General features: G+C 54.6%; 21 protein-coding genes and 1 rRNA gene. 14 read left to right on the top strand and 8 right to left on the bottom strand.

Annotation, left to right across the window (positions count from 1 at the left end; all coding sequences use genetic code 11):
• Position 1: 1 nt before the first annotated feature.
• From lpxD to PZBJ_RS08015, 11 genes are all read left to right on the top strand, one after another.
• Positions 2 to 1,027, top strand: coding sequence for a UDP-3-O-(3-hydroxymyristoyl)glucosamine N-acyltransferase (gene lpxD / locus PZBJ_RS08065; protein ID WP_101762043.1), 1,026 nt, complete (start codon positions 2 to 4; stop codon positions 1,025 to 1,027).
• Between the two features lie 189 nt (positions 1,028 to 1,216).
• The gene (fabZ, locus tag PZBJ_RS08060; RefSeq protein WP_007893924.1) at positions 1,217 to 1,672 is read left to right on the top strand and encodes a 3-hydroxyacyl-ACP dehydratase FabZ; all 456 of its coding nucleotides are present in this window, start codon (positions 1,217 to 1,219) and stop codon (positions 1,670 to 1,672) included.
• Positions 1,673 to 1,675: 3 nt separating this feature from the next.
• A complete protein-coding gene (gene lpxA / locus PZBJ_RS08055; protein WP_101762042.1) occupies positions 1,676 to 2,464 on the top strand; it encodes an acyl-ACP--UDP-N-acetylglucosamine O-acyltransferase in 789 nt (262 codons plus the stop codon).
• Positions 2,465 to 2,467: 3 nt separating this feature from the next.
• A complete protein-coding gene (lpxB, locus tag PZBJ_RS08050; RefSeq protein WP_101762041.1) occupies positions 2,468 to 3,616 on the top strand; it encodes a lipid-A-disaccharide synthase in 1,149 nt (382 codons plus the stop codon).
• Positions 3,609 to 4,235: a ribonuclease HII gene (gene rnhB, locus PZBJ_RS08045; protein WP_101762040.1), complete on the top strand. Its 627-nt coding sequence runs from the start codon at positions 3,609 to 3,611 to the stop codon at positions 4,233 to 4,235. Before lpxB ends, rnhB begins: the two co-directional genes overlap by 8 nt.
• Positions 4,236 to 4,266: 31 nt before the next feature.
• A complete protein-coding gene (gene dnaE, locus PZBJ_RS08040; protein WP_101762039.1) occupies positions 4,267 to 7,749 on the top strand; it encodes a DNA polymerase III subunit alpha in 3,483 nt (1,160 codons plus the stop codon).
• 12 nt (positions 7,750 to 7,761) lie between these two features.
• Positions 7,762 to 8,721 (top strand): acetyl-CoA carboxylase carboxyl transferase subunit alpha, encoded by a 960-nt coding sequence (accA, locus tag PZBJ_RS08035; RefSeq protein ID WP_101762038.1) that lies wholly within the window; start codon positions 7,762 to 7,764, stop codon positions 8,719 to 8,721.
• Between the two features lie 375 nt (positions 8,722 to 9,096).
• Positions 9,097 to 11,247, top strand: a complete 2,151-nt coding sequence (locus tag PZBJ_RS08030) for a lysine decarboxylase LdcC (protein WP_101762037.1) — start codon at positions 9,097 to 9,099, stop codon at positions 11,245 to 11,247.
• Between the two features lie 75 nt (positions 11,248 to 11,322).
• The gene (locus PZBJ_RS08025; RefSeq protein ID WP_008108470.1) at positions 11,323 to 11,712 is read left to right on the top strand and encodes a VOC family protein; all 390 of its coding nucleotides are present in this window, start codon (positions 11,323 to 11,325) and stop codon (positions 11,710 to 11,712) included.
• A gap of 54 nt (positions 11,713 to 11,766) precedes the next feature.
• The gene (gene tilS / locus PZBJ_RS08020; RefSeq protein WP_101762036.1) at positions 11,767 to 13,068 is read left to right on the top strand and encodes a tRNA lysidine(34) synthetase TilS; all 1,302 of its coding nucleotides are present in this window, start codon (positions 11,767 to 11,769) and stop codon (positions 13,066 to 13,068) included.
• A 14-nt stretch (positions 13,069 to 13,082) separates the two neighbouring features.
• The gene (locus PZBJ_RS08015; RefSeq protein WP_101762035.1) at positions 13,083 to 13,391 is read left to right on the top strand and encodes a c-type cytochrome; all 309 of its coding nucleotides are present in this window, start codon (positions 13,083 to 13,085) and stop codon (positions 13,389 to 13,391) included.
• Between the two features lie 39 nt (positions 13,392 to 13,430).
• On the opposite strand, the gene rof is transcribed toward PZBJ_RS08015, so the two are convergent.
• Both rof and PZBJ_RS08005 read right to left on the bottom strand, forming a co-directional pair.
• Positions 13,431 to 13,694 carry a Rho-binding antiterminator gene (gene rof, locus PZBJ_RS08010; protein WP_101762034.1) on the bottom strand — a complete coding sequence of 88 codons (264 nt, stop codon included), beginning with the start codon at positions 13,692 to 13,694 and terminating at the stop codon, positions 13,431 to 13,433.
• Positions 13,681 to 13,881, bottom strand: coding sequence for a YaeP family protein (locus tag PZBJ_RS08005; protein WP_036622231.1), 201 nt, complete (start codon positions 13,879 to 13,881; stop codon positions 13,681 to 13,683). Before PZBJ_RS08005 ends, rof begins: the two co-directional genes overlap by 14 nt.
• A 214-nt stretch (positions 13,882 to 14,095) precedes the next feature.
• Between PZBJ_RS08005 and arfB the strand changes: the two genes are divergently transcribed.
• Complete coding sequence (gene arfB, locus PZBJ_RS08000; protein WP_101762033.1) at positions 14,096 to 14,506, top strand: alternative ribosome rescue aminoacyl-tRNA hydrolase ArfB; 411 nt, start codon at positions 14,096 to 14,098, stop codon at positions 14,504 to 14,506.
• A gap of 30 nt (positions 14,507 to 14,536) precedes the next feature.
• Here arfB and proS read toward each other — a convergent pair whose 3' ends face one another.
• The 6 genes from proS to metN form a co-directional block, all read right to left on the bottom strand.
• Positions 14,537 to 16,255, bottom strand: a complete 1,719-nt coding sequence (gene proS, locus PZBJ_RS07995) for a proline--tRNA ligase (protein ID WP_101762032.1) — start codon at positions 16,253 to 16,255, stop codon at positions 14,537 to 14,539.
• Between the two features lie 89 nt (positions 16,256 to 16,344).
• Positions 16,345 to 17,052, bottom strand: a complete 708-nt coding sequence (gene tsaA, locus PZBJ_RS07990; RefSeq protein WP_101762031.1) for a tRNA (N6-threonylcarbamoyladenosine(37)-N6)-methyltransferase TrmO — start codon at positions 17,050 to 17,052, stop codon at positions 16,345 to 16,347.
• The gene (rcsF, locus tag PZBJ_RS07985; RefSeq protein ID WP_101762030.1) at positions 17,049 to 17,450 is read right to left on the bottom strand and encodes an envelope stress sensor lipoprotein RcsF; all 402 of its coding nucleotides are present in this window, start codon (positions 17,448 to 17,450) and stop codon (positions 17,049 to 17,051) included. Before rcsF ends, tsaA begins: the two co-directional genes overlap by 4 nt.
• A gap of 129 nt (positions 17,451 to 17,579) precedes the next feature.
• The gene (locus PZBJ_RS07980; protein WP_101762029.1) at positions 17,580 to 18,395 is read right to left on the bottom strand and encodes a MetQ/NlpA family lipoprotein; all 816 of its coding nucleotides are present in this window, start codon (positions 18,393 to 18,395) and stop codon (positions 17,580 to 17,582) included.
• 37 nt (positions 18,396 to 18,432) lie between these two features.
• Positions 18,433 to 19,086, bottom strand: a complete 654-nt coding sequence (locus PZBJ_RS07975) for a methionine ABC transporter permease MetI (protein WP_101762028.1) — start codon at positions 19,084 to 19,086, stop codon at positions 18,433 to 18,435.
• Entirely contained in the window at positions 19,079 to 20,110 is a 1,032-nt protein-coding gene (gene metN, locus PZBJ_RS07970) for a methionine ABC transporter ATP-binding protein MetN (RefSeq protein WP_101762027.1), read from the bottom strand. The genes PZBJ_RS07975 and metN overlap by 8 nt, the downstream gene beginning before the upstream one ends.
• 187 nt (positions 20,111 to 20,297) lie before the next feature.
• Between metN and gmhB the strand changes: the two genes are divergently transcribed.
• Positions 20,298 to 20,858, top strand: coding sequence for a D-glycero-beta-D-manno-heptose 1,7-bisphosphate 7-phosphatase (gmhB, locus tag PZBJ_RS07965; RefSeq protein WP_101762026.1), 561 nt, complete (start codon positions 20,298 to 20,300; stop codon positions 20,856 to 20,858).
• 409 nt (positions 20,859 to 21,267) lie between these two features.
• A 16S ribosomal RNA gene (locus PZBJ_RS07960) occupies positions 21,268 to 21,369 on the top strand; the annotation flags it as partial.

The raw sequence follows: 21,369 nt of genomic DNA, 5'->3' as shown, positions 1-21,369 counted from the left end.
GATGTCATCAATTCGACTGGCTGATTTAGCCCAGCAGTTGGATGCAGAATTGCACGGAGATGGCGATATCGTCATCTCCGGCATTGCTTCTATGCAATCCGCCACAACTGGCCAAATCACTTTTCTTGCAAACAGCCGCTACCGCGAGCAGCTCGCTACTATCCAGGCTTCAGCCGTGGTGCTGACGGAAGCGGATCTGGAGTGGTGTAAAACGGCCGCCCTGGTGGTGAAAAATCCTTACCTGACTTATGCCCGCATGGCACAACTGCTGGACACAACGCCGCAGCCCGCGCAGAATATCGCGCCCAGCGCGGTGATCGCTGCAACGGCTAAGCTGGGTAACAACGTTTCGGTAGGCGCAAATGCGGTAATCGAGTCTGGCGTAGAGCTGGGTGACGACGTCGTTATTGGTGCAGGATGTTTTGTTGGTAAGCAGACGCGTATCGGTCGCGGCTCACGTTTGTGGGCTAACGTCACGATTTATCACGAAATCCAGATTGGTCAGGATTGTCTGATTCAGTCCGGCACCGTCATTGGTGCTGATGGTTTCGGGTATGCTAACGATCGCGGCAATTGGGTGAAAATCCCGCAGCTGGGTACCGTCGTGATTGGTGATCGGGTTGAAATTGGTGCCTGTACTACCATCGATCGCGGCGCGCTGGATAACACTCTGATCGGCAATGGTGTTATCATAGATAACCAGTGTCAGATTGCGCACAACGTCGTGATTGGTGATAACACCGCTGTTGCGGGTGGTGTGATCATGGCGGGTAGTCTGAAGATTGGACGTTACTGTATGATTGGCGGCGCCAGCGTCATTAACGGCCATATGGAAATCTGTGACAAAGTGACCGTAACGGGCATGGGCATGGTAATGCGCCCGATCACAGAGCCAGGCGTATATTCGTCGGGTATTCCACTGCAACCCAACAAAACCTGGCGTAAAACAGCAGCGCTGGTGATGAACATCGATGAAATAAGCAAACGCTTAAAAGCCATCGAACGTAAGGTCGGTAAAGACGACTAAACGCATCCCACGCTACTTGCTTTCATAACAAGAAGTGTACTTTCTTCCACCTTCGGTAACCCGAGAATGGCAGCAGGTATCGTAAGAAAGCGAAACGCCCCGAACTAATTTGCGGCCTGCGGAAGATCATTTTGATCGGTGCAGGCCGTGTTATTGATGCCATCAGATTTTTAGGACAGGAAGAGTATTTTGACTACTGAAACGCATACTCTGAAAATTGAAGAGATTTTAGAACTGCTGCCACATCGCTATCCTTTCTTGCTGGTTGATCGCGTGCTGGATTTTGAAGAGCATAAATATCTGCGCGCGGTGAAGAACGTTTCTGTTAACGAACCGTTTTTCCAGGGACATTTCCCTGGTAAGCCGATTTTCCCAGGCGTTCTGATCCTGGAAGCGATGGCGCAAGCGACCGGTATTCTGGCGTTCAAAAGCGTTGGGAAACTGGAACCAGGCGAACTCTATTACTTCGCTGGTATCGATGAAGCCCGTTTCAAACGTCCGGTTGTGCCGGGCGATCAGATGATCATGGAAGTGACCTTCGAGAAAACCCGTCGTGGTCTGACGCGCTTTAAAGGCGTGGCGACCGTGGACGGCAAAATTGTCTGTGAAGCGACCATGATGTGTGCCCGTAGCCGGGAGGCATAATAAGTGATTGATTCAACCGCCAATATCCATCCCAGTTCTGTCATTGAAGAGGGTGCCGTCATCGGCGCCAATGTTCACATCGGCCCGTTTTGCTTTATCGGCGCTAATGTGGAAATTGGTGAAGGAACCGTACTCAAATCGCACGTGGTGGTGAACGGCCACACGCGTATCGGCAAAGACAATCAGATCTACCAGTTCGCTTCCATCGGTGAAGTGAATCAGGACCTGAAATATGCGGGCGAACCGACGCGCGTTGAAATTGGCGATCGCAACCGCATCCGCGAGAGCGTCACCATTCATCGTGGCACTACGCAGGGCGGCAATGTGACCAAGGTCGGCAGCGATAACCTGCTGATGGTGAATGCTCACATCGCGCATGACTGCGTGATCGGTAATCGCTGCATCTTTGCTAACAATGCCACGCTGGGCGGTCACGTCACCGTTGATGATTTTGCGATTATCGGCGGCATGACGGCGGTACATCAGTGGTGCACCATTGGTGCTCACGTGATGGTTGGCGGTTGTTCAGGCGTCGCGCAGGATGTGCCGCCTTATGTCATTGCGCAGGGCAACCACGCAACGCCATACGGTATCAACATCGAAGGTCTGAAGCGTCGCGGCTTTAGCAAAGAAGCGCTGCATGCCATTCGCAATGCGTACAAACTGCTATACCGCAGCGGCAAAACGCTGGATGAAGTGAAACCAGAGATTGAAGAGCTGGCGAAACAACACAGTGAAGTACAGCCTTTCTATGACTTCTTTGCCCGTTCAACGCGTGGATTGATTCGTTAATCCATGTCAGCGCGTCCCCTCACGATTGCCCTGGTCGCCGGAGAAACCTCCGGCGATATTCTTGGTGCAGGTCTCATCCGTGCGTTAAAAGCGCGCCATCCTGATGCGCGCTTTGTTGGCGTGGCCGGTCCGCTGATGCAGGCCGAAGGCTGCGAAGCCTGGTATGAGATGGAAGAGCTGGCGGTGATGGGCATCGTCGAAGTGCTGGGACGCCTGCGGCGTCTGCTGAAAATTCGTCGTGACCTGACACAGCGCTTCACCGAACTCAAGCCGGATGTGTTCGTGGGCATTGATGCGCCGGATTTCAACATCACGCTGGAAGGTCGCCTCAAGCGCGCGGGCATTCGCACCATTCATTACGTCAGCCCTTCGGTTTGGGCATGGCGTCAAAAGCGCGTTTTCAAAATCGGCCGCAACACCAATCTGGTGCTGGCATTCCTGCCGTTTGAAAAAGCGTTTTACGATCGCTTTAACGTGCCGTGCCGCTTTATCGGCCACACCATGGCTGATGCGATGCCGCTGCAGCCCGATAAGCTGGCGGCGCGCCGCGAGTTAGGCATTGCTGACGAGGCGATTTGCCTTGGCTTGTTGCCGGGCAGTCGCGGTGCCGAAGTGGAAATGCTCAGCGCCGATTTCCTGCGCGCCGCGCAGCTGCTGCGTCAGCGCTATCCCACGCTGGAAATCGTGGTGCCGCTGGTGAACGCCAAACGCCGCGCGCAGTTTGAGCAGATCAAAGCGCAAGTTGCGCCAGAACTGCCGATGCATTTGCTGGATGGCAAAGGCCGCCAGGCGATGCTGGCCAGCGATGCCGCTATTCTTGCGTCTGGCACCGCTGCGCTGGAGTGCATGCTGGCGAAATGCCCGATGGTGGTTGGTTATCGCATGAAGCCGTCGACCTTCTGGCTGGCAAAACGTCTGGTAAAAACGCCGTACGTTTCCCTGCCAAATCTGCTGGCCGGTCGCGAGCTGGTGAAAGAGTTGCTGCAGGACGAATGCCAGCCCGACGCGCTCGCCGCGGCGCTGGAGCCGTTACTGCACGCTGGCCCGGAGCGCGAAGCGCTACTGAAAACCTTCACCGAACTGCATCAACAGATTCGCTGGAATGCCGATGAGCAGGCGGCGGATGCGGTACTGGAGATTATCAATGGCTGAATTTATCTATCCCAACGCGCAGCGGATTGCTGGCGTTGATGAAGTAGGGCGCGGCCCGCTGGTTGGCGCCGTGGTCACGGCGGCGGTGATCCTCGATCCCGCCAACCCGATAGCAGGACTGGCCGACTCGAAAAAGCTCTCCGAGAAGCGTCGTCTGGCGCTGTATGACGAGATCACAGAGAAGGCGCTGGCCTGGAGCCTTGGTCGTGCCGAGCCAGAGGAGATCGATCAGCTCAATATTCTGCACGCTACCATGCTGGCGATGCAGCGCGCGGTCGCGGGTTTGCAAATTGTACCGGACTTCGTACTGATTGATGGTAACCGTTGCCCGGCGCTGCCGATGCCCTCGCAGGCGGTGGTGAAGGGTGATAGCCTGGTGCAAGCGATCAGTGCTGCCTCGATCATCGCCAAAGTCACGCGCGATCGTGAAATGGCCGAACTGGATCTGCTGTTCCCGCAATATGGCTTTGCGCAACACAAAGGCTACCCAACCGCGCTGCACATGGAAAAGCTGACGCAGCACGGCGCCACACCTCATCATCGTCGCAGCTTTGCGCCGGTGCGTAACGCCTTGATTGATGCCGATGTGCTGGCAGCCCGCCAGCCAACTACGCTTTAATAGCCTGACGCTGTTTTAACCGGAAACTGATATGGCTGAACCTCGTTTTATACATCTGCGCGTCCACAGTGATTACTCCATGGTTGATGGTCTGGCGAAAACCGGACCCTTAGTCAAGAAGGCGGCTGCGCTGGGCATGCCGGCGATTGCTATTACCGATTACATCAACCTGTGCGGGCTGGTGCGTTTTTACGGCAGCGCGCACGGCGCGGGGATCAAGCCGATTATTGGTGCTGACTTCCAGGTTGCCAGCGAATTGATGGGCGATGAGCTGACACAGTTAACGCTGCTGGCGGCCAATAACACCGGTTATCAAAACCTGACCTTGCTGATTTCACGTGCATATCAGCGCGGTTACGGCATTGCGGGCCCAATCATTGATCGCGACTGGCTGCTGGAGCTGGGCGAAGGCCTGATTCTGCTGTCTGGCGGACGTCGCGGCGACGTGGGCCGCAGTCTGCTGCGCGGTAATAGCGCGATGGTAGCGCAGTGTTTGAGCTTTTATCAGGAACACTTCCCGAATCGTTATTACCTGGAATTGATGCGCACCGGTCGCGCCGATGAAGAAGCGTATCTGCATGCCGCCGTCGAGCTGGCGGTGGCCGAAGGCATTCCCGTCGTTGCCACCAACGAAGTGTGCTTCCTGAATGAAGAAGATTTTGATGCGCATGAAATCCGCGTCGCAATTCATGACGGCTATACGCTGGACGATCCCAAGCGTCCACGCAACTACAGTCCTCAGCAATATATGCGCAGTGAAGAGGAGATGTGCGAGCTGTTCTCGGACATTCCGGAAGCGCTGGAAAATAGCGTAGAGATTGCTAAGCGCTGTAACGTGACGGTGCGCCTCGGCGAATATTTCCTGCCGCAGTTCCCCACCGGTGACATGAGCACTGAAGACTTCCTCGTGGCGAAGTCACGTGAAGGCCTGGAAGAGCGTATGGAATTCCTCTTCCCGGATCCGGCGGTGCGCGCAGAAAAACGCGTGGAATATGATGAACGTCTGGAGATTGAACTCACTGTTATCAACCAGATGGGCTTCCCGGGCTACTTCCTGATCGTGATGGAGTTTATTCAGTGGTCGAAGGACAACGGCATTCCCGTCGGCCCAGGCCGCGGTTCGGGTGCCGGTTCATTGGTGGCGTATGCGCTGAAAATCACCGATATCGATCCGCTGGAGTTTGACCTGCTGTTCGAACGTTTCCTGAACCCGGAACGTGTGTCGATGCCTGACTTTGACGTTGACTTCTGCATGGAGAAGCGCGATCAGGTGATCGATCACGTGGCCGATATGTATGGACGCGATGCGGTATCGCAGATCATCACCTTCGGTACCATGGCGGCGAAAGCGGTCATCCGCGATGTGGGACGCGTACTCGGTCATCCGTACGGTTTTGTTGATCGTATCTCGAAACTGATCCCGCCGGATCCGGGCATGACGCTGGAGAAAGCCTTCCTGGCTGAACCGCAGCTGCCGGAGATCTACGAGGCTGATGAAGAGGTGAAAGCGCTGATCGACATGGCGCGCAAACTGGAAGGTGTCACGCGTAACGCCGGTAAACATGCCGGTGGTGTGGTGATCTCGCCGACCAAAATCACCGATTTTGCGCCGCTGTACTGCGATGAAAACGGGCAATTCCCGGTTACCCAGTTTGATAAGAATGACGTGGAATATGCCGGGCTGGTGAAGTTTGACTTCCTTGGCCTGCGTACGCTTACCATCATCGACTGGGCGCTGAAGATGATTAACCCGCGCCGTGAAAAGCAGGGTTTGCCACCGATTGATATCGCCGCCATTCCGCTGGATGACAAGAAAAGCTTTGATATGCTGCAGCGCTCGGAAACCACGGCGGTGTTCCAGCTTGAATCGCGCGGCATGAAAGATCTGATCAAACGTCTGAAGCCTGACTGCTTCGAAGATATGATCGCACTGGTTGCGCTATTCCGTCCGGGACCGCTGCAATCGGGCATGGTAGATAACTTCATTGACCGTAAGCACGGTCGCGAAGAGATCTCTTATCCGGATATTCAGTGGCAGCACGAAACCCTGAAGCCGGTGCTGGAGCCGACCTACGGCATCATTCTGTATCAGGAACAGGTGATGCAGATTGCGCAGGTGCTGTCTGGCTACACGCTGGGCGGCGCGGACATGCTGCGTCGTGCGATGGGTAAAAAGAAACCGGAAGAGATGGCGAAGCAGCGTTCGGTGTTCCGGGACGGTGCGGAGAAGATGGGCGTCGACGGTGAGCTGTCGATGAAAATCTTCGATCTGGTAGAAAAATTTGCCGGTTATGGCTTTAACAAGTCGCACTCCGCCGCTTACGCGCTGGTTTCCTATCAAACCCTGTGGCTGAAAGCGCACTATCCGGCAGAGTTCATGGCGGCCGTAATGACCGCTGATATGGATAACACCGAGAAAGTGGTTGGCCTGGTCGACGAATGCTGGCGCATGGGCCTTAAAGTGCTGCCGCCAGACATCAACTCCGGTTTGTATCCGTTCCACGTCAATGACGAAGGCGAGATCGTTTACGGCATCGGCGCGATCAAAGGCGTGGGTGAGGGCCCGATCGAAGCGATCATTGATGCGCGTAATGAAGGCGGCTACTTCAAAGAGCTGTTTGATCTCTGTGCGCGCACCGACACCAAAAAGATCAACCGTCGCGTAATGGAAAAACTGATCATGTCGGGCGCATTCGATCGTCTCGGCCCGCATCGCGCGGCTTTGATGAGTGCACTCGGCGATGCATTAAAAGCGGCCGATCAGCATGCTAAAGCCGAAGCCATCGGCCAGGCCGATATGTTTGGCGTGCTGGCCGAAGAGCCAGAGCAGGTAGAGAAATCCTACGCCAGCATCACGCCGTGGCCGGAACAAATTCAACTGGATGGCGAACGAGAGACTTTGGGTCTCTATCTTACCGGACATCCGATTAACCAGTATTTGAAAGAAATTGAGCGTTACGTCGGCGGCATGCGGCTGAAAGACATGCATCCGACAGATCGTGGTAAAGTAACCGTCGCGGCGGGGCTGGTGATTGCCGCCCGCGTGATGGTCACTAAACGCGGTAACCGAATTGGTATTTGTACCATTGACGATCGTTCTGGTCGTCTTGAAGTGATGTTATTTACCGATGCGTTAGATAAATACCAGCAGTTGCTGGAGAAGGACCGTATCCTGATCGTCAGTGGACAGGTCAGCTTTGATGACTTTAGCGGTGGCCTTAAAATGACCGCTCGAGAAGTGATGGACATCGACGAAGCGCGGGAAAAATACGCGCGCGGACTTGCTATCTCGCTGACGGACAGGCAAATTGATGACCAGCTTTTAAACCGTCTCCGCCAGTCTCTGGAGCCTCATCGTTCCGGGACCATTCCGGTGCATCTCTACTATCAGAGAGCCGATGCGCGAGCGAAGCTACGCTTTGGTGCAGCGTGGCGTATTTCGCCCAGCGATCGTTTACTCAACGATTTGCGGTCGTTAGTAGGATCGGAGCAGGTGGAACTGGAGTTTGACTAAAACAGGAACATTATGAGTCTTAATTACCTGGATTTTGAACAGCCAATCGCAGAGCTTGAAGCGAAAATCGACTCGTTAAAATCGATTGGCCGTTCGGATGAGAAACACGATATTAATTTGGATGAGGAAGTGCAGCGTTTACGCGAAAAAAGCGTTGAGCTGACCCGTAAAATCTTCTCCGATTTAGGCGCATGGCAAGTGGCGCAACTCGCGCGTCATCCGCTGCGTCCTTACACACTGGACTATATCCGCAACGCGTTTGATGATTTCGACGAACTGGCTGGCGATCGTGCTTATGCCGATGATAAAGCGATTGTCGGCGGTATTGCCCGTCTTGACGGTCGTCCAGTGATGATCATTGGTCATCAGAAAGGTCGCGAAACCAAAGAGAAAATTCGTCGTAACTTCGGTATGCCGGCACCAGAAGGCTATCGCAAAGCGCTGCGTCTGATGGAAATGGCTGAACGCTTTAAGATGCCGCTGATCACCTTCATCGATACGCCGGGAGCTTATCCGGGCGTGGGTGCAGAAGAGCGCGGTCAGTCAGAAGCGATCGCACGCAACCTGCGTGAAATGTCTGGCCTGAAAATTCCGGTAATTTGTACCGTAATCGGCGAAGGCGGTTCCGGTGGTGCGCTGGCAATCGGCGTGGGCGACAAAGTCAACATGCTGCAGTACAGCACCTATTCGGTGATTTCACCGGAAGGTTGTGCGTCGATCCTGTGGAAAAGCGCCGATAAAGCTCCGCTGGCTGCGGAAGCGATGGGTATCACAGCTGAGCGTCTGAAAGAGCTGAAGCTGATCGATTCCATCATTCCTGAGCCGCTGGGCGGTGCGCATCGTCAACCGGTAGATATGGCGGCTTCGCTTAAGCAGCAACTGCTGGCCGATCTGGCCGATCTCGATGTGCTGAGCACCGAAGAGTTGCTCAACCGTCGCTATCAGCGCCTGATGAACTACGGCTACGCTTGATACATCAGAGCTAAGCAAGAAGCGGACCCCGGTCCGCTTTTTTTATGTCGAACGAACACCATTCTGATCAGCCATCCGTAGGGTAACCATCCATGGCTACCTGGTTCGACGATTTCGCTGTGACTCCGGTGCAAGGTCCAGAAAAGACCAGCCCGATCGCAAAGAATAACTGCATCCATGCAGATCGGCCTCGCCATCCATGGCTCGGACGCTTTGCTCTTCGGGCTGCTCTTTCCTGTCCCCTTTGGCTTGATCGTGGCTTTTCTGGTGCATTAGCATTCGGTTGCAATCACTCAACAGCAGAGCATTCCAGGTTTATCCCCGCGCGCTTTTCGCTATCCTTATTCAGTGCCACAACACCACAGGAGGTGAGCATTGAATATTATTGCGATCATGGGACCGCACGGCGCTTTCTACAAAGATGAGCCTATTCGCGAACTGGATGCTGCCCTCAAGCTGCAAGGCTTCCAAACCGTTTACCCCAATAATGCCAGCGACCTGCTGAAGTTGATTGAACACAATCCGCGTATCTGCGGTGTGATTTTTGACTGGGACGATTACAGTCTGGCGCTGTGTAGCGACATCAATCAGCTTAATGAATATCTGCCGCTCTATGCCTTCATCAACACCCATTCGCAGATGGATGTCAGCATCAACGAGATGCGCATGGCGCTGCACTTCTTCGAGTATGCCCTGAGCGCTGCCGATGACATCGCGCTGCATATTCGTCAGTACACCGATGAGTACATCGATAACATCACGCCGCCGCTAACTAAAGCGTTGTTCACCTACGTCAAAGAGGGCAAATACACCTTCTGCACGCCGGGTCACATGGGCGGCAGCGCCTTCCAGAAAAGCCCGGTGGGCAGCCTGTTTTATGACTTCTTTGGCTCGAACACCTTAAAAGCGGATGTCTCGATCTCGGTCACGGAATTGGGTTCATTGCTCGATCACACCGGCCCGCATCTGGAAGCGGAGGAGTACGTTGCGCGCACCTTTGGCGCTGAGCAAAGCTACATGGTGACCAACGGCACCTCGACCTCGAACAAAATCGTCGGCATGTATGCGGCGCCTGTGGGTAGCACGGTGCTGATTGACCGCAACTGCCATAAATCGCTGACCCATTTGCTGATGATGAGCGACATCATCCCAATCTGGCTCAAACCGACGCGCAACGCGCTGGGCATTCTGGGCGGCATTCCGCAGCGCGAGTTTACGCGTGACAGCATCCAGCAAAAGGTCAACGCCACGCCGCGCGCTAGCTGGCCAGTGCATGCGGTGATCACCAACTCAACCTACGATGGCCTGCTGTACAACACGCAGTTCATCAAACAGACGCTGGATGTGCCATCGATCCACTTTGATTCTGCGTGGGTGCCGTACACCAATTTCCATCCGATCTATGCCGGTAAAAGCGGCATGAGCGGCGATCGTACTCCCGGTAAAGTGATTTATGAAACGCAATCGACGCACAAACTGTTAGCGGCGTTCTCGCAGGCTTCGCTGATTCACATCAAAGGCGATTACGACGAGCACACCTTTAACGAAGCCTACATGATGCACACCACCACCTCGCCGAGCTACGCGATTGTCTCGTCGATTGAAACCGCGGCGGCGATGCTGCGCGGCAATCCGGGTAAGCGACTGATCAACCGCTCGGTTGAGCGTGCGCTGCATTTCCGTCGTGAGATTCAACGCTTGCGGGAAGAGTCTGACGGCTGGTTCTTTGATATCTGGCAGCCGGAGCAGGTCGATCAAGCCGAATGCTGGCCGATCCAGCCGGGCGAGGAGGATTGGCACGGTTTCACCCATGCCGATCGCGATCATATGTATCTCGATCCGATCAAAGTCACCATTCTGACGCCGGGCATGAGCGAGCTCGGTAACATGGCGGAAGAGGGCATTCCAGCCGCGCTGGTGGCGAAGTTCCTCGATCAGCGCGGCATCGTGGTGGAGAAAACCGGGCCATACAATCTGCTGTTCCTGTTCAGCATCGGCATCGATAAAACCAAAGCGATGAGCGTGCTGCGTGGGCTGACGGAGTTTAAGCGTGCATACGATCTCAACCTGCGCGTGAAAAACATGCTGCCGGATCTCTACGCTGAAGATCCCGACTTCTACCGCAACATGCGCATTCAAACGCTGGCGCAGGGCATTCATCAATTGATCCTGCAACATGATCTGCCGCGCCTGATGTTGAAAGCGTTCGACGTACTGCCGGAGATGAAGATGACGCCGCATCAGGCATTTCAGCGCCAGGTAAAAGGTCAGGTGGAAACGGTGGATATTCGCGAGCTGGTGGGGCGCATTTCCGCCAACATGATTCTGCCGTATCCGCCTGGCGTGCCGGTGGTGATGCCGGGCGAGATGATCACCGAAGAGAGCCGTTCAGTGCTCGATTTTCTGCTGATGCTCTGCACCATCGGCCGGCACTATCCCGGCTTCGAGACCGACATTCACGGTGCGACGTTGACGGACGATGGGCGTTATCTGGTGCGCGTATTGCGTGAAGATGACGAAGGCTAACTTAGGACAATCACCTCTTTTCATCGCCGCATTTGCCACGTAGGGTAAGCGGCTTATGTGAAAACCGGAGTCGCTATGCTGCAGATTAAACAGATCCATCACATCGCCATTATTGCCACCGATTATCAGCGCAGTAAGGCGTTTTATTGTGATGTGCTGGGCTTTGAATTGTTGGGTGAATATTACCGCGCCGAGCGTGACTCGTGGAAAGGCGATCTTGGCCTGAATGGGGTTTATACCATCGAACTGTTCTCTTTCCCCTCGCCGCCGCCACGCGTTAGTGGACCGGAAGCCTGCGGCCTGCGTCATCTGGCGTTTTGCGTTGAGGATGTTGAGCAGTCCATAGCGGCGCTGGCGGAGAAGGGCGTGACGTGCGAGCCGATTCGTATTGATGCGTTAACCGGTAAAGCCTGCACCTTCTTTCCCGATCCGGATGGTTTGCCGCTGGAGCTGTATCAGGCGTAAACTAGCGTCCGCCGCGAGCCGCAATTCGGTGGCTCGCCCGGACGGAACGCGCTCATGTCTTTATCTCATCTTGCTTCGCTGCTGACACCCGACGCTGGCTATATGCTGGCGTTCAGCGGCGGACTTGATTCCACCGTGCTACTGCATCAATTGGTCTGCTGGCAACGTCAGCAGCCAGCGCTACGCGTGCGCGCGTTACACGTCCATCATGGTCTTAGCCCGAATGCCGATAGCTGGGCGCTGCATTGCCAGCAAGTTTGCCAGCAGTGGCAGATTCCCTGTGAAGTGCTGCATGTGCAGGTTGATGGCCGCGCCAACGGCATTGAAGCGGCTGCCCGCGAAGCACGCTATCAGGCGCTGTTTCAGCATCTGCAACCCGGTGAACACTTACTTACCGCTCAGCACCTTGACGATCAGGCGGAAACGCTGCTGCTGGCGTTAAAACGCGGCAGCGGACCGGCGGGTTTGGCCGCGATGCCGCTGCAGCGCAGCGTGGGTGAACATCGGCATCTGCGTCCGTTGCTCGACGTTAGCCGTCAGCAGCTGGAAAACTATGCTGCCGAGCACCAGTTGCACTGGATTGAAGATGAAAGCAACGCCGATAGCCGCTATGACCGCAACTTCCTGCGTCAGCAGATTCTGCCGCAGCTGCAGGCGCGCTGGCCGCACTTCAGTGCCGCCAGTGCACGCAGCGCCGCGCTCTGTGGCGAGCAGGAGCAACTGCTCGACGAGTTGCTGGCGGAACAGCTGGCGCAGCTTAGCGATGCGCAGGGCGCGCTGCACTTCCCGCCGTTAATGAACATGAGCGAAGCGCGGCGTCATGCGCTGTTACGCCGCTGGATTGCTCAACAGGGCGGCGCGATGCCTTCGCGCGAGGCATTGAAACGCATCACCGATGAAGTGATCAACAGCCGTGAAGATGCCAAACCTTGTTTGCGTTTCGGCGCTTTTGAGCTGCGCCGCTATCGCCAGCAACTCTATTGGCTAACGCCGCAGCCTTCACTTAGTCAGCACTTGCTAACCTGGCAAGACCGCACGCAGCCGCTTAATTTACCCGCTGGTTTAGGTTCGCTGCACGCGAATGCGTGGATTGCCGAGCTACGCCAGCCTGCAGCGGATGAAGCGATCACGATCCGCTTCCAGGCGCAGGGGTATTATCATATACAGGGGCGCGCAGGTGGCCGCGAGATGAAGAAGCTGTGGCAAGAGCTGGGCGTTGCGCCCTGGCAGCGCGAACGTATTCCGTTGATTTATTTTAACCAGACGTTAATTAGCGCGCCGGGGCTGTTTATTACCCGCGAAGGCGCAGCCAGCAACGAGCAAGGCTGGCAGGCGATCTGGTCACCACAACAATAAAATGGAGAGCAATGATGAAACTTTGGATGGCCGCGGCGTTATTCGCTGCGGCGCTGCCGGCGTTGGCCGACGGCGATGTGAATGCGGGGGCGCAAAAAGCGGCAAGCTGTATGGCGTGTCACGGTGCGGAGGGCAAAAGCGCGGTGCCGCTCTATCCCAATCTGGCCGGGCAACATGCGCCTTATCTGCTGCATTCACTGCAAGCCTATAAAAAAGGCGAGCGGAGCGGCGGCCAGGCGGAAGTGATGAAAGCGTTTGTAGCGGGATTGAGCGATCAGGATATGGCAGATTTATCGGCGTATTACAGTTCGTTAAAACCTTAAGCGAGGTGGGCGGGATGTGATTCCCGCCCGAGAGAGGTTTTACTCGTCTTCGCTGACGACGACGGTGCCCAGCTCCGGATGTGTGAAGCTGGCGATGTGGTCGAGCCGCACTTCGCGGGTCTCGCCTGAAAGATCGACGGCAAGGTACTCGACGTTTTTACGTGAGACCATGTCCACGGCTTTGGCCTTGAGCTGATCGCCGTTTTTTAACTCTAACGACAGCGTCCAGTGTTTTTGGCAGGCGAGTTCAAGGTTGTCGTAATCATCGCAGTTGATGGGTTTGTAGGCTTCATTCGTCAACATAGTCGCTCACCAATAAGTTTGCAGCGGCATACGCTGCTTGTTCCCTGAGAGAAGAGTTTAGCGCAGAATCAGCGGCAATATCGTTGAGAGCCTTCAACGCACAACCTATGGCGTCTGGCACATACCCAAGGTCGCCGCTACCAATTTCGGCATACTTCTGGCGAACTAACTCACAATACTTTTGCACATACACCTCCTCAGCAGAGTTGATACTCTGGATGATAGGCGACTATATCACAGGAATTTCATCGAAATCAGCCCGGTCGTCACGGGAATGATGCAAGCAAATGGGCAAAAGTGACATTTCGCGCTGGTCTTATGCATTCAGCGTGCGCACAAAAGGTTGAGTTGATGAACAGGTTATTACGCGACGCAACGTCGAGCCAAACGGTAGGTGACAGATGATTGTGCTGTCTCGATCGCTTTCACTTGCAGATAATGAAGTGGAACTCAGTGCCATCCGTGCGCAAGGTGCCGGTGGCCAGCATGTGAATAAAACGTCGACGGCGATTCACCTGCGATTTGATATTCATGCTTCATCGCTGCCGCCGTTTTATAAAGAGCGGCTGCTGGCGGCGAGCCATCATTTGATTACCGCGGAAGGCGTGGTGATCATCAAAGCACAGGAACATCGCAGCCAGGAAATGAATCGGGAAGCGGCCGTGCAGCGGCTGATAAATCTGATTCGGGAGTTAACCACGGTGGAAAAAGTGCGGCGTGCGACCAAACCGACGCACGGCTCTAAAGTGAGGCGGCTGGAAGGTAAAACGCGGCGCAGTAACGTGAAGGCGATGCGCGGAAAGGTGCAATAAAAAACGCCTCCGGCTGGAGGCGTTTTAGCGTTACTTGTTGAGTGCTTTCACCAGGAAGTCGACGATGTCATGTTGCTTAATCATCTGCTTCTCGCTGGCGGTACGCGCCTTGTACTCAATCTCTTCGTTATCGAGATTACGATCGCCAATTACGATGGTGTGCGGCACGCCAATCAGCTCCATATCCGCGAACATCACGCCTGGACGCTCTTTGCGGTCATCCAGAATCACGTCAATGCCTTTGGCACGCAGCGTGTTGTACAGCGCTTCAGCCAACTGCTGCACACGGAAAGATTTGTGCATATTCATTGGCAGAATGGCCACTTCAAACGGTGCCAATGCCGCAGGCCAGATGATGCCACGTTCGTCGTTGTTCTGCTCAATTGCCGCCGCCACAACGCGCGTAATACCGATGCCGTAACAGCCCATGGTCATCACCTGGTTACGACCATCTTCGCCCTGAACCGCTGCTTTCATCGCTTCGGAGTACTTGGTACCCAGCTGGAAGATGTGGCCCACTTCGATACCGCGTTTAATCAGCAGCGTACCTTTGCCGTCTGGGCTTGGATCGCCTTCCACCACGTTACGGATATCTTCCACGCGCGGTTCTGGCAGATCGCGGCCCCAGTTGATGCCGCTCAGGTGTTTGCCATCAATGTTGGCACCCGCGCAGAAGTCAGCTGTTTTTGCCACAGTACGATCGGCGATCACTGGCATGGTCAAACCGACCGGGCCGAGCGAGCCTGGACCGGCACCCAGCAGCGCGCGAATCTGTTCTTCGCTCGCCATCTCCAGCGGTTCAGCGACGATATCCAGCTTCTCCGCTTTAATTTCGTTCAGCTGATGATCGCCGCGCAGCAGCAGGGCAACCAGCGTGTGGCCGCTCTCTTCGGTGGCTTTGACGAACAGCGTCTTAACGGTTTTCTCAATCGGCAACTGATGTTGCTCAACCAGCTCGGCGATAGTCTTGGCGTTTGGCGTATCGAACTGCGTCATGGCTTCTGTGGCCTGCGGGCGCTCGCCAGCCGGCGCTAAGGCTTCGGCTTTCTCAATGTTGGCCGCGTAATCGGATTCGCTGGAGAAGATCACGTCATCTTCACCGCTCAGCGCCAGCACCTGGAATTCATGTGATGCGCTGCCGCCGATAGAACCGGTGTCAGCTTGTACGGCGCGGAAATCCAGGCCCATACGGCTGAAGCTCTGGCTGTAGGCGCGGTACATCGCGTCGTAGGTTTCCTGCAGCGATTCCTGCGTGGTGTGGAACGAGTAAGCATCTTTCATGATGAACTCGCGTGAACGCATCACACCAAAACGCGGGCGCACTTCATCGCGGAATTTGGTCTGGATCTGATACAGATTGAGCGGCAGCTGTTTATAAGAGCTCAGCTCGTTGCGGATCAAATCGGTAACCACTTCTTCGTGGGTTGGACCCAGCACGAAGGGACGTTCGTGACGATCTTTAATGCGCAGCAGTTCCGGGCCGTATTGCTCCCAACGGCCGCTCTCTTCCCACAGATCGGCAGGCTGAACCACCGGCATGGAGATCTCAATCGCACCGGCGTTGTTCATCTCTTCACGCACGATGTTTTCAACTTTTCGCAGCACGCGAATCCCGGTCGGCAACCAGGTGTAGAGACCGGAAGCCAGTTTGCGGATCATGCCGGCGCGCAGCATCAGCTGGTGGCTGATCACTTCTGCATCGGAAGGTGTCTCCTTCAGAGTGGAGAGCAGATATTGAGTAGTACGCATTGATTACGATTCCAGTTATACGGAAGGAAACTGACAAAATTTTTCTGGCGGCTAGTGTACCAGCGAGATCAATCACTCAAAAGCGGGTTTTAACGGGGATCGAGGGCGATCACCTCGGTTCCTGCCTCATCAATGCGCCAGCGCACGTTAAAGTCGAGTAGCCAGGCGGCATATTCACGATCTTCCGTCACACCTTTACGGTAAGCCGGGCGCGGATCCTGTGCCAGCACTTCGCTAATGAAACGCGCTAGCTGCGGATGGGTTTTCTGCTGCAGCTGAAGCTGGCTCTGCGCCAGCGGCGAAAAGCGCACCGGCATGGTGGCATCAGGCGCCGCCTGCGCAAACCCGGCGCGCGCATCAGGCAGCGCTTCGGCGAACGGCAGATAAGGTTTGATATCCACCACCGGCGTGCCATCGACTAAATCGAGGCTGCCGAGCTGCAAGATCACCTGCTGCTTCTCGCAGCGAATGCCTTTTAACTCAACCAGCGACATGCCGATAGGATTGGGGCGAAAGGTTGAACGGGTGGCGAACACGCCCATACGCGCATTGCCACCGAGGCGCGGTGGACGCACGGTCGGACGCCAGCCACCTTCCATCGTTTGGTGGAACACAAACAGCACCCACAAATGACTAAACGCTTCCAGCCCGCGTACCGCTTCCGGCTGATTGTAAGGTGGTAGCAGATGCAGCTCGCCGCCGCCATCCTGCACCAGACCGGGCTGGCGCGGAACGGCAAACTTCTCTTTCCACGGCGAACGAATTACGCCGATTTGCGCAAAGGCAAACTCACTCATTGATTTGATACTTTCAGTGCGGAGCCCTGGCAAATGGCCTGGCGATAGCATCCCGGCGTGCTGGTGACAATTTCGCACTTATGCAGCAGGACGGCGTTGGCTTTCATGCCGGCTGCGCGAATCTGCAGGCGCTTGCGCGCGGTGTTGATGTTAGGAGGCGAATCCTGGCTGCTGCTCTGGCAATCTTCAGCAGAGACTTCGCCCAAATCGCGGAACGGGTTGCTGACCAGATCGGTCGCATCGGTGTAGATCTTCACCGGCGCGGGACGTGGAGTCGGTTTACGTTGTGGTTCGCTGGATGCCTGTTGCGGACGAGAAGGAGCACTGCTTATCGGGTGATATTCACGCACACACCCGGTTAGCATCAATGCTAACAAGCAGAGCGGTAAAAAACGCATGGCAACATCCTCAAGTAATAAAAAAGTGGCGTTATTGAAACAAGGACGACAATAAATAACAAGTCAGGTGCAATTTATGGCAAAAGAAAGGGCGGCCGAAGCCGCCCTGCAAGGCATGAAAGGTGAACATTACCAGCCTTTCACTGCGCCGCCGTTGAAGATCTTGTTGGCCGCTTCAGACACTTCGTCTGATTGGTAAGCCTGCACAAACTTCTTCACGTTCTCAGCGTCTTTATTGTCTTCACGGCTAACAATCAGGTTCACGTAAGGTGAATCTTTGTCTTCCACGAAGATGCCATCTTTCGCTGGCGTCAGACCAATCTGGCTGGCGTACGTGGTGTTGATCACCGCCAGTGCGATCTGCTGGTCGTCAAGTGAACGTGGCAGCTGCGGCGCTTCCAGCTCAACAATCTTCAGCTTTTTCGGGTTCTCAATGATATCCAGTGAGGTTGGCAGCAGGCCAACGCCATCTTTCAGTTTGATCAGGCCGACCTTCTGCAGCAGCAACAGTGAACGTCCCAGGTTGGTTGGGTCGTTCGGGATAGCAACCTGTGAACCGTCCTGCAGTTCATCCAGTGATTTGATTTTCTTCGAGTAGCCGGCGATTGGGTAAACGAAGGTGTTCGCTACGATGGCCAGCTTGTAACCGCGATCTTTGATCTGCTGATCCAGATACGGCTTATGCTGGAAGGCGTTAACGTCAATATCACCTTTGCTCAGCGCTTCGTTTGGCAGCACGTAATCGTTAAAGGTCACCAGCTCAACATCGAGGCCATATTTCTCTTTCGCCACTTTAACTGCAGTTTCAGCAACCTGCTGTTCAGCGCCGACAATCACACCCACTTTAATGTGATTTGGATCTTTTGCTTTCTGATCGCATCCTGCCAGCGCAATTGCGCCAATCAGAGCACCCACAGCGGCAATCTTTTTAAATGTAAAAGACATATCCTTTCCTTAATAGAGGACTATTGATGTTGCTTGCTTACTTATGGGACACAGCACGTACAATGCGGTCGCCACAGAATTGGATTAAATAGACCAGCACAACCAGCAAAACCAGCACGGTGTTCATTACGGTGGCGTTATAGCCAATGTAACCGTATTGATAGCCAATCTGGCCCAAACCGCCTGCGCCAACCGCTCCGCCCATTGCGGAGTAGCCAACCAGCGTAATCAGGGTAATTGTAGCGGCATTCACCAGACCTGGCAGCGCTTCCGGCAGCAGGACTTTACGCACGATCTGCAGCGGCGTGGCGCCCATGGCGCGAGATGCTTCGATCAATCCGGTTGGCAGTTCCAGCAGGGCGTTTTCCACCATACGTGCAATAAACGGCGCGGCGCCGACGGTTAGCGGCACAATCGCGGCTTGCAGGCCAATCGAGGTGCCGACTATGGCGCGGGTGAACGGAATCATCCATACCAGCAGGATAATGAACGGAATCGAACGGAAGATATTCACCAGCGCGGACAGCACGCGATAAAGCGCGTTGTTGGCCAGAATCTGGCCGGGACGCGTCACATACAGCAGCACGCCAATCGGAAGACCGAGGACAAAACCAAAGAAACCAGAGACGAAGGTCATCATCAGCGTTTCCCAGACGCCACGCGTCAGTAACCACATCATCGCTTCAGACATAACCCAACACCTCTACTTTCACATGATTTTCTTTCAGCCAGGCAATCGCGGCTTGTGTATCTGTTTCACTGCCATCCATCTCAGCCAGCATGATGCCGAACTTCACGCCGCCGGCGTAATCCATCTGCGCACTGATGATGTTGTTATTAACGTTAAAGCGTCGAGCCGATTCTGACAGTAGCGGAGCATCCACCGATTTGCCGGTGAACTCCAGACGCAGCAGCGGCACGCTATCAGCTGTTGGCTGTGGCGCCATGCGTTGCTGGTAGTCGTCGGGGATATCCAGATGCAGCGTCGATTGAATAAATTGTTGCGCCAGCGGCGTTTTCGGATGCGAAAACACTTCGCTCACGCTGTCTTTTTCAATTAACTCACCATTGCTGATCACCGCAACCTGATCGCAGATGCGTTTCACCACATCCATTTCATGGGTGATCAATAGAATGGTAATGCCCAGACGACGGTTAATGTCCTTAAGCAGCTCCAGAATCGAACGCGTGGTTGCAGGATCCAGTGCGCTGGTGGCTTCATCACACAGCAGCACCTTAGGATTGCTCGCCAGTGCGCGGGCAATCGCAACACGCTGCTTTTGTCCGCCAGAGAGATTCGCTGGCCAGCTATCATGCTTGTCTGATAATCCCACCAGATCCAGCAATTCGCTAACGCGCTTCTTTATCTGTTCGCGCGAAAGATTGCCTAACTCTAATGGCAGCGCCACGTTACCGGAGACGGTGCGGGAGTTCATCAGATTAAAGTGCTGGAAAATCATGCCAATCTGGCGGCGTGCCAGCGTCAATTGGCCAGAAGAAAGGGTGGTTAATTCCTGGCCATCAACCAACACGCGTCCGGAGGTTGGGCGCTCCAGCAGATTGACGCAGCGAATCAGGGTACTTTTACCGGCTCCAGAGGAACCGATGACGCCATAGATCTGTCCAGCAGGCACGTGCAGGCTGACGTTGGACAGCGCCTGAATGGTGCGTGAGCCTTGCTGGAACACTTTGGTGATATTTTCGAGTTTAATCATTAGTTTATTTATTATCGTGTTGCATAATCCGTGGTGTATCGGGCTTCACTCAGCAGGGCTGTGCGAAATTTGGATGGATGTTAAGGCATCCAGACGGCTAAATCAATGGAAGTCATTCAAACTGCCATTCTCTCGCTATACGCAATCATGCGATACTTAGCGACACATTTTCAGCAGGAGTTTCTACGTGGCGAACAAAGTCCCGGCTATTTTTCTTGATCGTGATGGCACATTGAATGTTGATCACGGCTATGTTCATGAAATCGATAATTTCGAATTCATTGATGGCACCATCGAAGCGCTACAGGCGTTAAAGAAGATGGGCTATGCGCTGGTACTGGTGACTAACCAGTCGGGCATTGCGCGTGGCATGTTTACCGAAGACCAGTTTATGCAACTCACAGAATGGATGGATTGGTCGCTGGCCGATCGTGATGTTGATTTGGATGGCATCTATTTCTGTCCGCATTTGCCAGATGCACCGGTAGAAGCGTATCGCCAGCAGTGTGATTGCCGTAAGCCGCAGCCGGGCATGTTGCTCTCCGCGCAGCAGCATCTGGATATCGATATGGCTTCTTCTTATATGGTAGGCGACAAAATAGAAGATATGCAGGCGGCGCTAGCAGCGGGTGTGGGTACCAAAGTACTGGTGCGTAGTGGCAAGCCGGTAACGGCAGAAGGGGAAGCAGTGGCGGATTGGGTGATTAACAGTCTGGCAGAGCTGCCAGCACGTATCAAAAAGGCCTGAAAACGGGCCTTTTGCGCAAATTTCAAGCGAACAGCAAAAAACTTGAAATTTGCACTTGTCAGCTCCGAATAACTCCCTATAATGCGCCACCACTGAGACGGCAAAGCGGCAACGCAGACGGCTCAGCAGGGAGTGAAGAAATTCATCCCGCCGGATGAAAACGCTGAAAAAAGTGTTTGACTCCGAAGGAGAGTAGCGTAGTATACGCCACCTCGCGACAGGCGGTTCAGCCGCTGTTCGCAACGCTCTTTAACAATTTATCAGACAATCTGTGTGGGCACTCGCAGGATTGATATCCGCGTCTCCGGACGCAAAAAAATATCAAAGCCTCACGAGTGAACACATAATGAAATTCATTATGACGTTTTACAGATGAGCACCGCTGAACTGGTTTCAGCAAATCAAACTTAAATTGAAGAGTTTGATCATGGCTCAGATTGAACGCTGGCGGCAGGCCTAACACATGCAAGTCGAACGGTAGCACAGAGAGCTTGCTCTCGGGTGACGAGTG

The organism is Pantoea endophytica, from assembly GCF_002858935.1.
Lineage (GTDB): Bacteria > Pseudomonadota > Gammaproteobacteria > Enterobacterales > Enterobacteriaceae > Pantoea > Pantoea leporis.
Note: the sequence above shows the minus strand (reverse complement) of the source record. Positions and strands in the feature narration are given on the sequence as shown.

Excerpts from the sequence above, each read along its gene's own strand:
- rof (WP_101762034.1), bottom strand. The coding sequence starts at position 13,694 with ATGTTGACGAATGAAGCCTACAAACCCATCAACTGCGATGATTACGAC.
- PZBJ_RS07975 (WP_101762028.1), bottom strand. The coding sequence starts at position 19,086 with ATGTCTGAAGCGATGATGTGGTTACTGACGCGTGGCGTCTGGGAAACG.
- accA (WP_101762038.1), top strand. The coding sequence starts at position 7,762 with ATGAGTCTTAATTACCTGGATTTTGAACAGCCAATCGCAGAGCTTGAA.
- PZBJ_RS08025 (WP_008108470.1), top strand. The coding sequence starts at position 11,323 with ATGCTGCAGATTAAACAGATCCATCACATCGCCATTATTGCCACCGAT.
- rnhB (WP_101762040.1), top strand. The coding sequence starts at position 3,609 with ATGGCTGAATTTATCTATCCCAACGCGCAGCGGATTGCTGGCGTTGAT.
- tsaA (WP_101762031.1), bottom strand. The coding sequence starts at position 17,052 with ATGAGTGAGTTTGCCTTTGCGCAAATCGGCGTAATTCGTTCGCCGTGG.
- arfB (WP_101762033.1), top strand. The coding sequence starts at position 14,096 with ATGATTGTGCTGTCTCGATCGCTTTCACTTGCAGATAATGAAGTGGAA.
- tilS (WP_101762036.1), top strand. The coding sequence starts at position 11,767 with ATGTCTTTATCTCATCTTGCTTCGCTGCTGACACCCGACGCTGGCTAT.
- lpxD (WP_101762043.1), top strand. The coding sequence starts at position 2 with ATGTCATCAATTCGACTGGCTGATTTAGCCCAGCAGTTGGATGCAGAA.
- PZBJ_RS07980 (WP_101762029.1), bottom strand. The coding sequence starts at position 18,395 with ATGTCTTTTACATTTAAAAAGATTGCCGCTGTGGGTGCTCTGATTGGC.
- proS (WP_101762032.1), bottom strand. The coding sequence starts at position 16,255 with ATGCGTACTACTCAATATCTGCTCTCCACTCTGAAGGAGACACCTTCC.
- metN (WP_101762027.1), bottom strand. The coding sequence starts at position 20,110 with ATGATTAAACTCGAAAATATCACCAAAGTGTTCCAGCAAGGCTCACGC.
- rcsF (WP_101762030.1), bottom strand. The coding sequence starts at position 17,450 with ATGCGTTTTTTACCGCTCTGCTTGTTAGCATTGATGCTAACCGGGTGT.
- PZBJ_RS08015 (WP_101762035.1), top strand. The coding sequence starts at position 13,083 with ATGAAACTTTGGATGGCCGCGGCGTTATTCGCTGCGGCGCTGCCGGCG.
- lpxB (WP_101762041.1), top strand. The coding sequence starts at position 2,468 with ATGTCAGCGCGTCCCCTCACGATTGCCCTGGTCGCCGGAGAAACCTCC.
- dnaE (WP_101762039.1), top strand. The coding sequence starts at position 4,267 with ATGGCTGAACCTCGTTTTATACATCTGCGCGTCCACAGTGATTACTCC.